At 68.5% G+C, this 14,951-nt stretch carries 14 protein-coding genes; 9 read left to right on the forward strand and 5 right to left on the reverse strand.

The features are described from left to right. Positions 1–33: 33 nt before the first annotated feature. From V7Q42_RS18065 to hemB, 4 genes are all read right to left on the reverse strand, one after another. Positions 34–1,200, reverse strand: a complete 1,167-nt coding sequence (locus V7Q42_RS18065; protein ID WP_333825539.1) for a benzoate/H(+) symporter BenE family transporter — start codon at positions 1,198–1,200, stop codon at positions 34–36. 214 nt (positions 1,201–1,414) lie between these two features. Next, positions 1,415–1,927, reverse strand: a complete 513-nt coding sequence (gene ldtR, locus V7Q42_RS18070; RefSeq protein ID WP_333825540.1) for a transcriptional regulator LdtR — start codon at positions 1,925–1,927, stop codon at positions 1,415–1,417. 233 nt (positions 1,928–2,160) lie between these two features. Next, positions 2,161–3,462, reverse strand: a complete 1,302-nt coding sequence (locus V7Q42_RS18075) for a branched-chain amino acid ABC transporter permease (protein WP_333825541.1) — start codon at positions 3,460–3,462, stop codon at positions 2,161–2,163. Positions 3,463–3,888: 426 nt separating this feature from the next. After that, positions 3,889–4,884: a porphobilinogen synthase gene (gene hemB, locus V7Q42_RS18080; RefSeq protein WP_333825561.1), complete on the reverse strand. Its 996-nt coding sequence runs from the start codon at positions 4,882–4,884 to the stop codon at positions 3,889–3,891. 153 nt (positions 4,885–5,037) lie between these two features. Here hemB and V7Q42_RS18085 point away from each other — a divergent pair, with 153 nt between their 5' ends. From V7Q42_RS18085 to V7Q42_RS18115, 7 genes are all read left to right on the forward strand, one after another. Beyond that, on the forward strand, positions 5,038–5,325 hold the full coding sequence (locus V7Q42_RS18085) for a BrnT family toxin (protein WP_333825544.1): 288 nt from the start codon (positions 5,038–5,040) through the stop codon (positions 5,323–5,325). A 36-nt stretch (positions 5,326–5,361) separates the two neighbouring features. Beyond that, positions 5,362–5,655, forward strand: coding sequence for a BrnA antitoxin family protein (locus V7Q42_RS18090; protein ID WP_333825546.1), 294 nt, complete (start codon positions 5,362–5,364; stop codon positions 5,653–5,655). Between the two features lie 370 nt (positions 5,656–6,025). After that, positions 6,026–7,180, forward strand: a complete 1,155-nt coding sequence (locus V7Q42_RS18095; protein WP_333825548.1) for an acyl-CoA dehydrogenase family protein — start codon at positions 6,026–6,028, stop codon at positions 7,178–7,180. Between the two features lie 39 nt (positions 7,181–7,219). Further along, positions 7,220–8,284, forward strand: coding sequence for an enoyl-CoA hydratase/isomerase family protein (locus tag V7Q42_RS18100; RefSeq protein ID WP_333825549.1), 1,065 nt, complete (start codon positions 7,220–7,222; stop codon positions 8,282–8,284). Between the two features lie 21 nt (positions 8,285–8,305). Continuing rightward, positions 8,306–8,770: a DUF6163 family protein gene (locus V7Q42_RS18105; protein WP_333825551.1), complete on the forward strand. Its 465-nt coding sequence runs from the start codon at positions 8,306–8,308 to the stop codon at positions 8,768–8,770. 73 nt (positions 8,771–8,843) lie between these two features. After that, on the forward strand, positions 8,844–9,731 hold the full coding sequence (mmsB, locus tag V7Q42_RS18110; RefSeq protein ID WP_333825553.1) for a 3-hydroxyisobutyrate dehydrogenase: 888 nt from the start codon (positions 8,844–8,846) through the stop codon (positions 9,729–9,731). An 82-nt stretch (positions 9,732–9,813) separates the two neighbouring features. Beyond that, positions 9,814–11,058, forward strand: a complete 1,245-nt coding sequence (locus V7Q42_RS18115) for a threonine ammonia-lyase (protein ID WP_333825555.1) — start codon at positions 9,814–9,816, stop codon at positions 11,056–11,058. Between the two features lie 159 nt (positions 11,059–11,217). On the opposite strand, the gene V7Q42_RS18120 is transcribed toward V7Q42_RS18115, so the two are convergent. After that, positions 11,218–13,173, reverse strand: coding sequence for a methyl-accepting chemotaxis protein (locus V7Q42_RS18120; RefSeq protein ID WP_333825556.1), 1,956 nt, complete (start codon positions 13,171–13,173; stop codon positions 11,218–11,220). Between the two features lie 267 nt (positions 13,174–13,440). On the opposite strand from V7Q42_RS18120, the gene V7Q42_RS18125 reads away from it, so the two are divergent. Both V7Q42_RS18125 and V7Q42_RS18130 read left to right on the forward strand, forming a co-directional pair. Next, the gene (locus V7Q42_RS18125; RefSeq protein ID WP_333825557.1) at positions 13,441–13,935 is read left to right on the forward strand and encodes an RDD family protein; all 495 of its coding nucleotides are present in this window, start codon (positions 13,441–13,443) and stop codon (positions 13,933–13,935) included. Between the two features lie 191 nt (positions 13,936–14,126). Further along, the gene (locus tag V7Q42_RS18130; RefSeq protein ID WP_333825559.1) at positions 14,127–14,900 is read left to right on the forward strand and encodes an arginyltransferase; all 774 of its coding nucleotides are present in this window, start codon (positions 14,127–14,129) and stop codon (positions 14,898–14,900) included. The last annotated feature ends 51 nt before the right edge of the window (positions 14,901–14,951 follow it).

The following is a 14,951-nucleotide window of genomic DNA, read 5'->3' on the forward strand; positions in this document are numbered from 1 at the left end:
AGAGAGTTGGGACAGGGGCATCCGAACCACGGTTCAGGCGGGTTTGCGGCCGGCTCGCAAGAAGACGTGGACGACGAGGCCGACGACCAGACCCCAGAAGGCCGGGCCGATGCCGGCGACGGTGAGGCCGGAGGCGGCGGTGAGGAAGGTGAGGAGCGCCGGCACCCTCTCCGCCTCATCGGCCACCGCGCCTTGCAGCGACGCCCCGAGCGCGCCGAGAAGCGCCAGTCCGGCGGCGGCTTCGACGAGGAGCGGCGACGAGCGGGTGACGAGCCCGACGAGGACCGCGGCGAGGAGACCGAAGCCGATGTAGATCACGCCCGCCGCCACGGCGACGCGCCAGCGCCGCGCCGGATCGGGATCGGCGTCGGGGCCGGCGCAGAGGGCGGCGGTGATGGCGGCGAGATTGGACGTCGGCGCACCGAGCGGCGCGGTCAGAGCCGAGGCGAGACCGGTGGCGATCAGGAGCGGGCGGAACGGCGGGCGATAGCCGTAGGTGCCGAGCACCGCGTAGCCGGGGATGTTCTGCGACGCCATGGTGACGAGGAAGAGCGGCAGCGCGACTGAGATCAGCGCCTGCGGCTCGAACACCGGGGTCACCCAGACCGGCACCGGCAGGGTGAAGGCGATCGGCCCGCCGCCGCCGTCGGCGACGAGGATGAAACCGAGCGCCACCGCCGCCGCGCCGGGCGCCGCCCACAATCTGGCGAAGCGGAACAGCACCAGCCAGGTGGCGAGCACCACCGCGGCGGCGACCGGCAACCGGGAGAGCGCCACGAAGGGGGCGAGGCAGAGCTTCATCAACACGCCGGCGAGCATGGCGGCGGCGATCGGCTTGGGGATCGCCGCGACGGCGCGGCCGAGCGGCTCGAACAGGCCGGCGGCGACGATGAGCAGCCCCGTCACCAGGAAGGCGCCGGTGACCGCCGGGAAGCCGCCGGGGACGACCCCGGTGGTGGCGAGCAGCGCCATGCCGGGCGTCGTCCAGGCGATCGAGATCGGCATGCGGGTGGCGAGGCCGAGACCGATGCCGAGCACGCCCATGGCGACGGAGACCGCCAGCAGACCGGAGGTGATCTCGGCGGCGTTCGCGCCGGCCGCCTCGAGCCCCTTGACGACGATCGCCGTCGACGAGGCGAAGCCGACGATCGCGACCAGCAGGCCGCTCGACACGGCGTGGAGAGGAGACGTCGATGACATGCGGCGGGCGCTCCGGGGGGGCGGGGTGCCCTGTGTGACCCACACCCGCCCTCCGCCGCAAGGGGCGGCGCGCAGGAGAGGTGCGCGGAGGCGCGTCCCGCGCCGTCGCGGCGAGAGGCGCGGAAACGCAGAAGGGGCCGATTGCTCGGCCCCAGTTCGCGACTTTCGCGGAGGAATTCGAATGATCGGGAAGCGTTCTTCGGAACGCGTCCTCTCAGAGGCGATAGAGGATCTGGTCGGTCCAGAAACGCTCGAGACGCTGCAGCGACTTGTTCAGCGTCTTGAAATCGACGGCGCCGATGCCGCCGACCTGCTCGATCGAACGCAGCTGGCGCTCGTAGAGGCGATCGACGATGGTGGCGACCTCACGACCCTTGTCGGTGAGGCTGACGCGGACCGAACGACGGTCGATGCGCGAGCGCTCGTGCTTGACGTAGCCGCCTTCGACCAGCTTCTTCAGATTGTAGGAGACGTTGGAGCCGAGATAGTAGCCGCGGGTGCGCAGCTCACCGGCCGTCAACTCGGCGCCGCCGATGTTGAACAGCAGCAGAGCCTGCACGGAGTTGACGTCGTCGCGGCCGACGCGGTCGAATTCGTCCTTGATGACGTCGAGCAGACGGCGATGCAGCCGTTCGACGAGGGTCAGGGCTTCGAGGTAGAGCGGGCGGATGCCTTCCTGCTCCTCGCTGCGGACACCATGGTCGGCGGCCTTCATGACGCTGTTCATTGCGATACGCCTCACTGTATTCGTTATATCTACTGCGGCTTTTTCTCGCCTTTTCGTCTGCAGAATGTACGGATACGAATCTAAAATCGGCTTAAATTGCATCATGAAATTTCCGTAAAGCGGGATAGCCGGATAAATTGCTGAATATCCTCTGAATCTATTCGATCGAATACGATTCATCTTCCGTCCACCATTTTCGCCAGGACTCTGCCGACCCTATCGGAGCGCGGAAATCAGCCGTGGCGATCGCGCGGGCCGGGCGGCTCGGGCAACCCGAGGAGGCCGGCGGGGCGGAAGATCAGGAAGACGACGAGGAGCGACAGGACCGCGGTGTCGCGCCATTCGATGCCGAAGACGGTCGACCACGCGGTCTCCATCGCGCCGACCAGAAGGCCGCCGAGCACCGCGCCGGGCAGCGAGCCGATACCGCCGACCACCGCCGCCACCACCGCCTTGAGGCCGAGCATGGTGCCCATGTGGAAAGAGGTGCCGCCGTAGGCGAGCGTCAGGATCGATCCGGCGAGGGCGGCGAGCATCGCGGCGAGGGCGAAGGTGACGGTCAGGACGCGCGCCGGATCGATGCCGAGGAGGCGGGCCATGAAGGCGTCGTCGGAGACCGCCCGCCAAGCGCGGCCGACACCGGTGCGCGGGAAGATGACGAGGACCGAGACGACCGCGGCGAGGGTCGCGGCGACGACGAGGAGGCGCATCGGCGTCACCGCGACGGTGAAGGGACCATCGGCGACGAGGAGCGGATGGTTGAACAGCGGTTCGAGGAAACGTTCGCGCGCGCCCTGAGCCCGTGCCACGAACTCCTGGAGGGCGAGCGACAGGCCGACGGTGGCGATCAACAGCGGCTGGGCGGCGCGGAAGGCGAGCGGGCGGAAGACGGCGCGCCCGAGCATCGCCCCCCACGAGGCGCCGACCGCCACCGCGACGAGCACACCGAGAACGACGATCGGGCCGGCGGCGGCGGCGCCGAACGCCTGCCCCGTCAAAGCGCCGATCAGGGCGCCGTAGGCCCCGAGCATGGCGACATCGCCGAAGACGAAGACGATGCGGCCGACGAGACCCCAGATCAGGGCGCAGGCGAGCGCCAGCAGCGCATAGAGCGCGGCCGGAGCGGTGGCGTCGACCACGCCCTGGAGGATCCGCGCCGGCCCGGCCGATAAGGTGGCGAGGCCGTGCGGCAGCGCCGTCGGCTCGATGCGCACCCGGCTCGCCGCCTCCGCGACGGTCGCCGGATCGGCGAGCCAGAACCGGCGCAGCATGTAGAAGCGGGCGTCGCTCATCTCGCCATGGTGATTGCGCAGGCCGATCAGGGCGCGGGTGTCGCCGGTGGCGGGATCGGGACCGAAGGCGCAGACGAGGAAGGTGCGGCGCGACCCGCGAGCATCCTCGACGCGGTATGAGATGCGGACGTTCTCCGCCCTCGCCGGATCGGGATCGATCGCCAGGACGGTGATGCGGGCGTCGTCGGCCTCGAGCGCCGGCAGCACCGAGACGCAGATCTCGCGCGTCAGCGGATCGACCATGGCGCAGGCGGCGAGGATCGGCAGGAGAAGGAAGAGGAGTGCGACACCGAGAGCGCGAAACGGAGCGGTCGTCCGACGGAGACGCCGATCCGGCGCTTTGCGGCGCGACGATGCGCCGAGCCCCCCCTCCCTGTCCCTCCCCCTCGAGGAGGGAGGGAACCCCGCGGAGAGGATCTTCGTCCCGACATCACCGTGCGGCGGCGGACGGCAGGGTGCGGACGGCATCGCCTCGTCGTCCCCTCCCCCGTCGAGGGGGAGGGACAGGGAGGGGGAGATGCGGCGGGGCGGCAACCATCGACGTCGGTGAGGAGACGACGCGTCGGCCGCCGAAACGAACGCCATGACCCGGGGTGCGCCCCCGTCCTCCCCGCGCGGCCGCGCCGGGGAACCCTCTGCCGAGAGATCCCGCCGCGGCCCGATCATGGCTCAGCCTTCCGCCTTCAACTTCTCGGCGATGCGGGGCGCGAAATAGGTCAGCACGCCGTCGGCACCGGCGCGCTTGAAGGCCATCAGGCTCTCCATCATGGCGCGGTCGCCGTCGAGCCAGCCGTTCGCGGCCGCCGCCTCGATCATCGCGAACTCGCCCGACACCTGATAGGCGAAGGTCGGTACGCCGAAAGCGTCCTTGATGCGGCGGACGATGTCGAGATAGGGCATGCCCGGTTTGACCATCACCATGTCGGCGCCCTCCTCGATGTCGAGGGCGGCTTCGCGGATGGCTTCCTCGGTGTTGGCCGGGTCCATCTGATAGGTGCGCTTGTCGCCGCGCAGCGTCTTGTTGGTGCCGACGGCGTCGCGGAACGGCCCGTAGAAGGCCGAAGCGTACTTGGCCGAGTAGGCCATGATCTGCACCGCGTCGAAGCCGTGGGCGTCGAGGCCGCGGCGGATGGCGCCGATACGGCCGTCCATCATGTCGGAGGGCGCGATCATGTCGGCGCCGGCCTCGGCCTGGGTCAGCGCCTGGGCGACGAGGCGGGCGACGGTGGCGTCGTTGATGATCTCGTCGCCTTCCATCAGGCCGTCGTGGCCGTGGGAGGTGTAGGGATCGAGCGCCACGTCGGTGATCAGGCCGATCTCCGGCACGTGCGCCTTGATCGCCCGGCAGGCGCGGCAGATCAGGTTCTCCGGGTTGAGCGCCTCGGAGCCGGAGTCGTCGCGCAGGTCCGGATCGGTGTAGGGGAAGAGCGCCAGCGCGGGGATGCCGAGCTTGGCCGCACGCTCCGCCTCGCGCACCGCGAGATCGACCGAGACGCGCTCGACGCCGGGCATCGATGCGACCGCCTCGCGACGGTTCTCGCCGTCGAGGACGAAGATCGGCCAGATCAGATCGTCGACCGTGAGATGGGTCTCGCGCACCATGCGGCGCGACCAGTCGGTGCGGCGATTGCGGCGCATGCGCCGGCCGGAGAGGATGGTGCCCATGTCGGCGGCGAGGCGCCCGGCCTCGATGTGCTTCTCGCTCATGATTTCCGTCGTTCCCCCGAGGGCTCGTGGGCGGCCCCGTCGCCGAGGTGATTAGCACGCGGGCGGGGGCGAGGTCACGATGGGGGCGATCACCGAAGGGTGAGGAGGGCGGTGCGGTTCGCACTGCTTGCTGAAATCTACATTTTAATCTACATCTCGATCATGGGTGAGAACGACACCTGTTCGTGGACCGATGCGAAGCAGGATCTGGTGTGGGAGATGCGCGGCATCGACTTCGCCGATCTCGAACCGTTCTTCGCCGACCCTGGGGCCGTCGTGGTCGAGGACCGGCGGCGGGACTATGGGGAGGCTCGCTTCAACATGCTGGCGAGCCACGAGGGCGTCGTTCTCGCCATCACTTTCACTCCGCGGCGCGGCGCGGCAAGTAACACGTCGTGACGGCGCGCCTCGCCAATCGCAAGGAAAGGGCGATCCATGCCCGAGCCCGTGAACAGCACTCCCCGTAAGGGCCGCACCGACTGGGTGCGGCTCCGGGCTATGTCCGACGAGGCGATCGAGGCGGCGGCGACGGCCGATGCCGAGAATCCGCCGGCCGACGACGATCATTGGGCGCATGCCACCGTCGGCCTGCCGCCGGCCAAGGTGCCGGTCAACGCCAAGTTCGATGCCGACGTCGTCGCCTGGTTCAAGGCGCAGGGCCGCGGCTACCAGACGAGGATGAACGCTGTGCTGCGTCGCTACATGGAGGCGCAGCAGGGACGGCGGTGAGCGCCGGCCGATTCCTTCGCACCGAGGCGCGACCCCGTCGTCGGATCGGCCGCGGACAGCCCCGTCCTTCTCCCCTCACGGGAGAAGGGGAGTTCGGGGCGGGGTCCGAGATCCCTCTTCGGGGTGAGAGCGCGTCGCCGAAACCGGCCGCCGGCACGGCTCCCCCAAGCGCATATCACCTCCGTGTTCCCCTCCCATCGTCAAAACCATGTGCATTTCGCCACAAGTCGACGCGCATCGGCGGCGATTGACGGGGGGGTGAGGGCTCACTACTCCTCGATGAACGCGGCGCCGAACCAAGAGCGCCCGGCGCGGGCTCTCCTCGAGGGGACGCACACGACGCGCCGACGAGATCGCCCGGGGGGAGCCCATGGACTTCGAACTCTCCGAAGAAACCTCCGCCTTCAAGGACGTCGCCGCCCAGTTCGCGCGCGACGAGTTCGCGCCGCATGCGGCCGAATGGGACGCGCACTCGACCTTTCCGGCCGAGACGCTGAGGCATGCCGCCTCGCTCGGCTTCGCCGGCATCTATGTCGGCGACGACGTCGGCGGCTCGGGGCTGACGCGCCTCGATGCGGCGGTGATCATGGAGGAGCTGGCGCGCGGCTGCACCTCGACCACCGCCTATGTCTCCATCCACAACATGGCGGCGTGGATGATCGACACCTGGGGCGACGCCGAGCAGCGGGCGAAGTGGCTGCCGGATCTCTGCGCCATGACCACTTTCGCCTCCTACTGCCTGACCGAGCCGGGCGCCGGGTCGGACGCCGCGGCGCTCTCGACCAAAGCGGTACGCGACGGCGACGACTATGTGCTCACCGGCTCGAAGGCCTTCATCTCGGGCGGCGGGGCGTCGGACGTCTACGTCGTCATGGCGCGGACCGGCGGGGCGGGGCCGAAGGGCATCTCGGCGATCGTCGTCGAGAAGGACGCGCCCGGTCTCTCCTTCGGGGCGCAGGAGAAGAAGATGGGCTGGAAGAGCCAGCCCACCGCCGCCGTCATCTTCGACGGTTGCCGCGTGCCGGTCGCCAATCGCCTCGGCGAGGAGGGCGAGGGCTTCAAGATCGCCATGGCCGGGCTCGACGGCGGACGGCTCAACATCGCCGCCTGCTCGCTCGGCGCGGCGGCGGAATGTCTCGACCGGACGATTCGTTACGTCAAGGAGCGCAAGCAGTTCGGCAAGCCGATCGGCGACTTCCAGGCGCTGCGTTTCCGCATCGCCGACATGGCGACCGAGCTCGAGGCGGCGCGACTGATGGTGCACAAGGCGGCCTGGATGCTGTCGGCCAAGGACCCGAAGGGCACCGACCGCCGCGTCACCCGCGCTTGCGCCATGGCCAAGCGCTACGCCACCGACGTGTGTTTCCAGATCATCGACGAGGCGATGCAGCTGCACGGCGGCTACGGCTATCTCGCCGATTACGAGATCGAGCGGTTCCTGCGCGACACCCGCGTCCACCGCATCCTCGAGGGGACCAACGAGGTGATGCGGCTGATCGTGTCGCGTGACCTGCTGGAGGACTGACGCCCCCTCCCCCGTCCCTTCCTTTCGTCCGGAGCCCGCATGACCGACCATTCCACCGACGAGATCCGTTTCGAGAGGCGCGGCCAGGCCGGCGTGGTGATCCTCGACCGGCCGAAGGCGCTGAACGCGTTGACGCTTTCCATGGTCGAGGCGATGCAGCGGCAGCTCGACGACTGGGCCGGAGATCCGGCGATCGCCCATGTGGTGCTGACCTCGGCGAGCGAGAAGGCCTTCTGCGCCGGCGGCGACATCCGCCGCATCCACGACATGGGCAAGGCCGGCGATCCGCATCTCACCGACTTCTTCCACGACGAATACATCCTCGACCGCACCATCCACCGCTACCCCAAGCCGTTCACGTCGCTGATCGACGGCATCTGCATGGGTGGCGGCGTCGGGCTGTCGGCGCACGGAATGCTCAGGATCGGCTCGGAGAAGATCCTGTTCGCCATGCCGGAGGTGGCGATCGGCTTCTTCCCCGACGTCGGCGGCACCCACATGCTCTCCCGCATGCCCGGCGAGACCGGCGCCTATGCCGCCATGACCGGGGCGCGGCTGAAGGTGGCCGACTGCCTGCACGTCGGCTTCCTCACCCATCACGTGCCGTCCGCCCGCATGGTCGATCTTCTCGCCGCGCTGTGCGAGACCGACGAACCGGCGCCGGTCGCGGCCGCCTTCCACAGCGATCCGGGCGAAGCACCGATCGCGGCGTTGCGAAGCGCGATCGACCGGCTCTTCGCCGGTGACGACGCGGCGGCGATCGTCGCGCGGCTCGAGGCGGAGAGCGGCGCCGACGCGGCCTGGGCACAGGCGACCGCGGCGGGGATGCGGGGGAAATCGCCGACCTCGATGGCGATCGCCTTGTGTCAGGTCCGGATCGGCGGTTCTCTCTCCTTCGAGGAGTGCATGCGGATCGAGTTCCGCATCGTCAGCCGCATCCTCGAGGAGCACGACTTCTACGAAGGGGTGCGGTCGGTGTTGATCGACCGCGACAACGCCCCCGACTGGCGGCCGGCGACGTTCGAGGCGATCGCACCGGGTGCGATCGAGGCGCATTTCACCAAGGTGCCGGCCGGCGGCGACCTCGTCTTCGCGGCCGGGTGAACGGAAGGCCCGAACCGACCCATGGCACGGATCGAATCGATCGTCGCAGCGCAACCGCCCGCCCCGCCCGAACCGGTGCGGCCGCGCTGGCGCACGGCGCACGACCTCTATCTGAAGGTGATGTCGCTCGCCTTCCTCGGCTGGGCGATCTGGGAATGGGCGGCGATCATCGGGCTGGTGCCGTCGCTCGACGGCGGCCAGCGCACCAATCTGCCGCGGCAGGGCGCGACCCTGTTCTTCGCCGCCTTCGATCCCGTCGCCGCCGTCGGGCTGTGGCTCGGCTCGACCTGGGGCACCGCCACCTGGCTGGTGGTGACCTTCGCCCGGGTCATCATCCACACCGGCTATGCCGGGATCTTCGGCTGGACCGGGCCGTGGACCATCGTCCAGGTGGTCTCGGTGGTGATCTATCTGGCGCTGTTCTTCCTGGCGGAGCGCGCCGATCGGGAATCCAGGAAGCGGCGGCGGCGGACCGATCCCGCCTGAGGCCCTCGGCCGGCGCCGAACCGCGAGACACGAGACGAAACGGACCCACGACGGGTCGATCTGGGAGGACGACATGGCGACGATCGCATTCATCGGGCTCGGCAACATGGGCGGGCCGATGGCGGCCAATCTGGTGAAGGCGGGCCACACCGTGACCGGCTTCGACCTTTCGGCCGACAGCGTGGCGCGCTTCCTCGCCGCCGGCGGCAAGTCGGCGAAGACGGTGGCCGAGGCGGTTGCCGGCGCCGAGGTCGTGGTGTCGATGCTGCCCGAAGGGCGTCACGTCGAGGCGGTCTACGGCGGCGCCGACGGCGTCTTCGCCCATGCGGGCCCGGGCACACTGTGCATCGACTCGTCGACCATCGCCGTCGACACGGCACGCGGCGTGGCGAAGCTCGGCGTCGACAAGGGCTTCGTCTTCGTCGATGCGCCGGTCTCCGGCGGCACCGGCGGCGCGGCGGCGGGCACCCTCACCTTCATGGTCGGCGGCACCGCGGCGGGCTTCGAGGCGGCCAAGCCGTTCCTCGACAAGATGGGCAAGACCATCGTCCATGCCGGCGACGCCGGCGCCGGTCAGGCGGCCAAGATCTGCAACAACATGATCCTCGGCATCTCGATGATCGCGGTGTGCGAGGGCTTCGCGCTCGCCCGCAAACTCGGCCTCGACGAGCAGAAGCTCTTCGACATCTCCTCGACCGCCTCGGGACAGTGCTGGTCGCTGACGAGCTACTGCCCGGTGCCGGGTCCGGTGCCGACCTCGCCGGCCAACCGCGACTACGCCCCCGGCTTCGCCGCGGCGATGATGCTGAAGGACCTCAAGCTCGCCCAGGACGTGGCGGCCTCCGCCGGCCAGACGACGCCGCTCGGCGCCGACGCGGCGGCGCTCTACCAGCGCTTCGTCGATGCCGGCAACGCGGGTGTCGACTTCTCCGGCATCATCCGCTTCCTCGAAGGGAAGTGATCGGGACCGGCGAGGCAGCCCCTCGCCTCCTCCCCGACTTTCGGCTAGACCATCGGCCTCTTCTCGCGCTCAGGGGCCGAACATGACCACCGCCGTCGAACTCCGACCGCCTCTTCTCGCCGACGTGCGGGAGGCGGCGGAGACGATCGCCGGGGCGGTGATGAAGACGCCGTTCCTGCCGGCGCCGCGGCTCTCGGCGCTGACCGGGGCCGACGTCTGGGTCAAATACGAGAACCTGCAGGTCACCAACGCCTTCAAGGAACGCGGCGCGCTGGTGAAGCTCCTCTCCCTCACGGAAGAGGAGCGCCGGCGCGGCGTCATCGCCATGTCGGCCGGCAACCACGCCCAGGCGGTCGCCTATCACGCGACGCGGCTCGGCATCCCCTCGACCATCGTCATGCCGGAGACGACGCCGCACGTGAAGGTGACGGCGACGCGCGGCTTCGGCGCTCACGTCGTGCTCTCCGGCGAGACGGTGGCGGAGGCGGAGGTCGAGGCGGAACGGCTGGCGGCGCGCGACGGGCTGACCTTCGTCCACCCCTACGACGACTTCCACGTCATTCGCGGCCAGGGCACGGTGGCGCTGGAGATGCTCGAGGTGAAGCCGGATCTCGACGTGATCGTCGTGCCGATCGGCGGCGGCGGGCTCGCCGGCGGCATCGCGGTGGCGGCCAAGGCGATTTCGCCGCGCATCGAGATCGTCGGAGTCGAGACCCGGCTCTATCCGTCGATGTGGGCGGAGTTGAAGGACCTGCCGGTCCATGCCGGCGGTACCACCCTCGCCGAGGGCATCGCCGTGCGGCGGGTCGGACGGCGGACGCTGGAGATCGCCCGGCGACTGCTCGACGACCTGATCCTGGTCGACGAGGCCGACATCGAACGGGCGGTGAACCTCTATCTGACGCTGCAGAAGACCATGGCCGAGGGCGCGGCCGGGGCGGCGCTCGCCGCGCTCCTGACCGCGCCGGAACGGTTCCGTTCGCGCTCGGTCGGGCTCATTCTCTCGGGCGGCAACATCGACCCACGCATTCTCTCCTCGATCATGGTGCGCGAGCTGGCGCGCGAGGAGAAGATCGTCGGCATCCGGCTGATCATCCCGGATCGGCCGGGCGTGCTCGGCGAGATCACCACCATCCTCGGCCGGCTCGGCGCCAACATCCTCGAGGTCGAGCACCACCGCACCTTCCTCAAGGTGCCGGCCAAGGGCGCCACCCTCGACGTGGTGTTCGAGACCCGCGACGGGGCGCACGCGCAGGAGATCATCGCGGCGCTGGAAGCGCTCGACTACGTGGTGGAACGGCTGGAGCGGCCGGAAGCTCCGATGTGAGGCGCGGCCTCACACCCGTCGTGGAACCTCATACTCGGCTCATGAAATTCGGACTCGTCCGAGTTTCATGAGCGTCACGGCCTGGCCGGCCGACGCCCCCGTTCGGGCTTGCCTTCGCCGACGATGTTTCGAAAAGGTCGAAACTTCGTCAACTCGGTATCACTCGGCGGCTTCGGCGAGGAAGCGGACGCCGCCCTTGTTGCCTTCGACCCAGGTGGCGCAGGCGGAGCAGTGGCGGCCGTCGGCGAGGCGCAGCCGCAGGGTCTGGCCGACCTCGTGCGAGCGCAGGCCTTCGATGCGGGCGCCGCCGGCGGAGAGATCGGTCACCTTCACCTTTCGGGTTTCGCTGCCGATGGTCATCTCGGCCGACATCGTCACCTGTTCGCGGCCGTCCTCGCGACGATCGTGACCGCGCTCGATCTCGCCGATGCCGATCGAAAGCTCCTCGAGCAGCGTCAGAACCTCGACGCTGGCGTCGTTGAGCTTGTCCATCGCGGCATAGGCTTCTTCGTTCTTGCCGGCGGCGTGGGCGGCCAGCGCCGCCTTGCCGGCGGCATGGACGCGCTGATGCGGCTCGACCAGACGCGCATAGGCGGGGATCGCCTTGTACTCCGGCTTCTGGAGCGCGTCGTACCACTTGCCGAGCCGGCAGTGATGATGATCGGGAACCTCCTCGGCCTTCCAACCGTCGCGGCCGACGACGGTGTCGACCACCCGCTTCTTGAAGAAGACGTGGTCGATCTTGGCCATCTCGCACAGCGAGCGATCGGAGTCGGCGTGAAACCAGTTCTTGGCCATGGCGCCGAAACGATCGTTGTTCGACTGGATCTTCTCGGCCATCGAATGCAGGACGGTCTCGTTGGTCTCGGCGACGCCGGCGACCTTGGTGACGCTCTCGGCGATCTCGGCGGAAGCATGCTTCTGTTGGGAGAGGACGGCGGAGATCTCGACCATCTTGCGGGTGACGTTGTCGACCTGGCCGGAGATGGTCTCCATGGTCTCGGCGGCGCGGGCGATGGCGGTCCGCCCCTCGCCGACCGCGGTGGTCGAGCGCTCCATGGTCGTCAGGATATCGCTCATGCCGGTGCGCAGGGCGGCGATGCGGTGGTTGATGTCCTCGGTCGAACGCGCCGTCTGGCCGGCGAGGTTCTTGACCTCCGTCGCCACCACGGCGAAGCCCTTGCCGGCCTCGCCGGCGCGCGCCGCCTCGATGGTCGCATTGAGGGCAAGGAGATTGGTCTGGCCGGCGATCCCCTCGATGACGGTCAGGATCTGGCCGATCTGATCGGAGGCCTTGGCGAGTTCGTCGACGTTGGCGGCGGTCTCGGCGACCGCATCGGCGATGTTGGCGATCGCGTTGCTCACCTCTTCGACGGCGTTGCGGCCGAAGCTCACCGTCGCATCGGTCTCCTCGGCATCGTGCGAAGCGCTGGCGGAAGAGCGGGCGATCTCTTCGACGGACGCGACGAGTTCGGCGGCGGCGGCGGAAATCGACTGGCTCGACGAATTCACCATCTGGGTGTTGCGGGTCAGATGGGCGAGCTGGATGGCGGTGACGTTGGCGTCCGACACCATGCCGGCGGCGTTGCGCAGGTTGCCGAGATCGGCGGCAGTGGCGGCGGCGGCGGAGCGCTCGGAATCGATCCGGTTCTCGTAAGCCGTGTTGGAGAGGATCATGTCGATGAAGACGCGCTCGATCAGCTTGTCCATCATCGCCACCTGCGTGCTCATCGAGAAACGATGGCGCTTGGCGATGTGGGGCAGGAGCTTCTTCAACAGGAAGGCATAGCCGGCCATGTACCAGCCGGAGGGAAGGCCGATCTTGACGTGGACCTCGCCGATGCGGGTCGAACGACTTTCGACATCGGCGGCGAGCGTCGGCGAGAACAGGCCGCGCCAATGCTCGGCCTGGGCCTTCTTCAAGCGTTCGATCTGCTCGGGCGAGGTCAGATGGTCGTGGAAACCCGGGACGGCGGACAGGCCGGCGTAGAATTCCGTCAGGGCGACCGGAATGATCTTCTCGCACTCCGCCCACAGGTCGACGACCGAATCCGACCCCGTTCCCGACTTGCGGACGAAGGAGGAAATTTCGTTCATTTTCAATTCGATGGCCATTCTGAAATTCTCCATCTCAGTATTCGAGCTGTCTACTTGAAGTCAACTTTCGACTGCCGGGCTTTAAAAATCGTAAATTACGTATTTCTGACTGGCAGCGGAGTGTCATCACGGCAACCGCCATTGTGGCAGGGGCAAAACCACACTGCTTGAACGTGTATCCCTTGAACGCGTATCGGCGCGACGCCATGTTTCGACGGGTCGGTATCGCCGGGCCTCCGCGGAGTACCCGCAGGTGGGCGACGACCGAGACGAGGAGAGACGGGCATGGAACGGCCGACGCAACAGATCACCGTACGGTGGGTCTACGACCCGGCGCTCGAGCCCGATCTCTTCCAGGACGTCCTCAAGCGCCGGGCGCTCGCCTATCTCTTCGACATCGTCGGGGTGTCGCTGCTGTGGCTCTTGGCGGCGGTGGTGGTGTTCTTCCTCGGGCTCGCCACCTTCGGCCTCGCCTGGCTGATCTATCCGGCACTGTGGCCGATCCTCGGCGTGCTCTACACGGTGTCGACACTCGCCGGCCCGGAGGCGGCGACGCCGGGGATGAAGGCGATGGGGCTGGCCATGCGCACGGTCGACGGGCCGCGGCCCGACGGGCTGAAGGCGTTGATCCATGTCGTGGTGTTCTACGGCCTGTCGGTGACGCTGACGCCGCTCGTTCATCTCGTGGCACTGTTCACGGCGCGGCGGCAGACGATCCAGGATCTCGTCGCCGGCGTTCTCGTCATGGACGGGCGGGTGCTGGCGCTCACCGGCCGGTGACGGCGGCGATCGCGCGAAAGTCGTGCTCCGGCCCGACGGTTCACCGTGATCGAAACTCGAGCAGACGCATCGACGTCGATCCTCTTCTCGACACGCGGCTTCGTGGCTATCCTTCGACGCGGGGAAACCGGCCGACGGACGGCCGGGATGAGCGACGGCGCGCCGAGCGGCGCGACACACGGGGAGGCGAGATGACACAGCATCCGGTCGACGCCCCTCAGTTCTATCTGACGGCGCCGTCGAACTGCCCCTATCTGCCGGGACGGCAGGAGCGCAAGGTCTTCACCCATCTGGTCGGCATCCGTGCCGGCGGGCTCAACGACGTCCTCACTCAAGGCGGGTTCCGCCGGTCGCAGAACATCGCCTATCGACCGGCCTGCGACGGCTGCCGGGCCTGCGTCTCGGTGCGCATCCGCGTCGACGACTTCCTGTGGACGAAGAGCTTCCGGCGTAATCTGCGCATCAACCAGGACCTGATCGGCCTCGAACAGGGGCCGATGCCGACGTCCGAACAGTATTCGCTGTTCCGTCGCTATCTCGACGCGCGCCATTTCGACGGTGGCATGGCCGACATGACGGTGCTCGACTTCTCGATGATGATCGAAGACACCCACGTCGACACGATGGTGGTCGAGTATCGGCTGCGTGGACCCGACAGCGGCATCAGCGGGCGCGGGCGCGGACCGGTGATGGCGGCGGCGCTGACCGACGTCCTCTCCGACGGATTGTCGATGGTCTATTCGTTCTACGATCCGGAGATCGAGGGACGCGGCCTCGGCACCTTCATGATCCTCGATCACGTCAGGCGGGCGCGGCGGCGCGGCCTTCCTTACGTCTATCTCGGCTACTGGGTCGAAGGTGCCCGTAAGATGGACTACAAGCGCCGCTTCGCGCCGCAGGAACACCTCCAACCGCAGGGTTGGGTGATCCCCGAGCCGCCGATGGAGGGCGGCGAGGAGGACTGAGAGGCCGTTTTGAAATTCGCGCCCGGCGATTCCCGTCGGCGTCCGAATGTG

Origin of the sequence: Pinisolibacter sp. (assembly GCF_036782435.1) — a bacterium.
In the GTDB taxonomy this organism is placed as follows: Bacteria; Pseudomonadota; Alphaproteobacteria; order Rhizobiales; family Ancalomicrobiaceae; genus CALBKH01.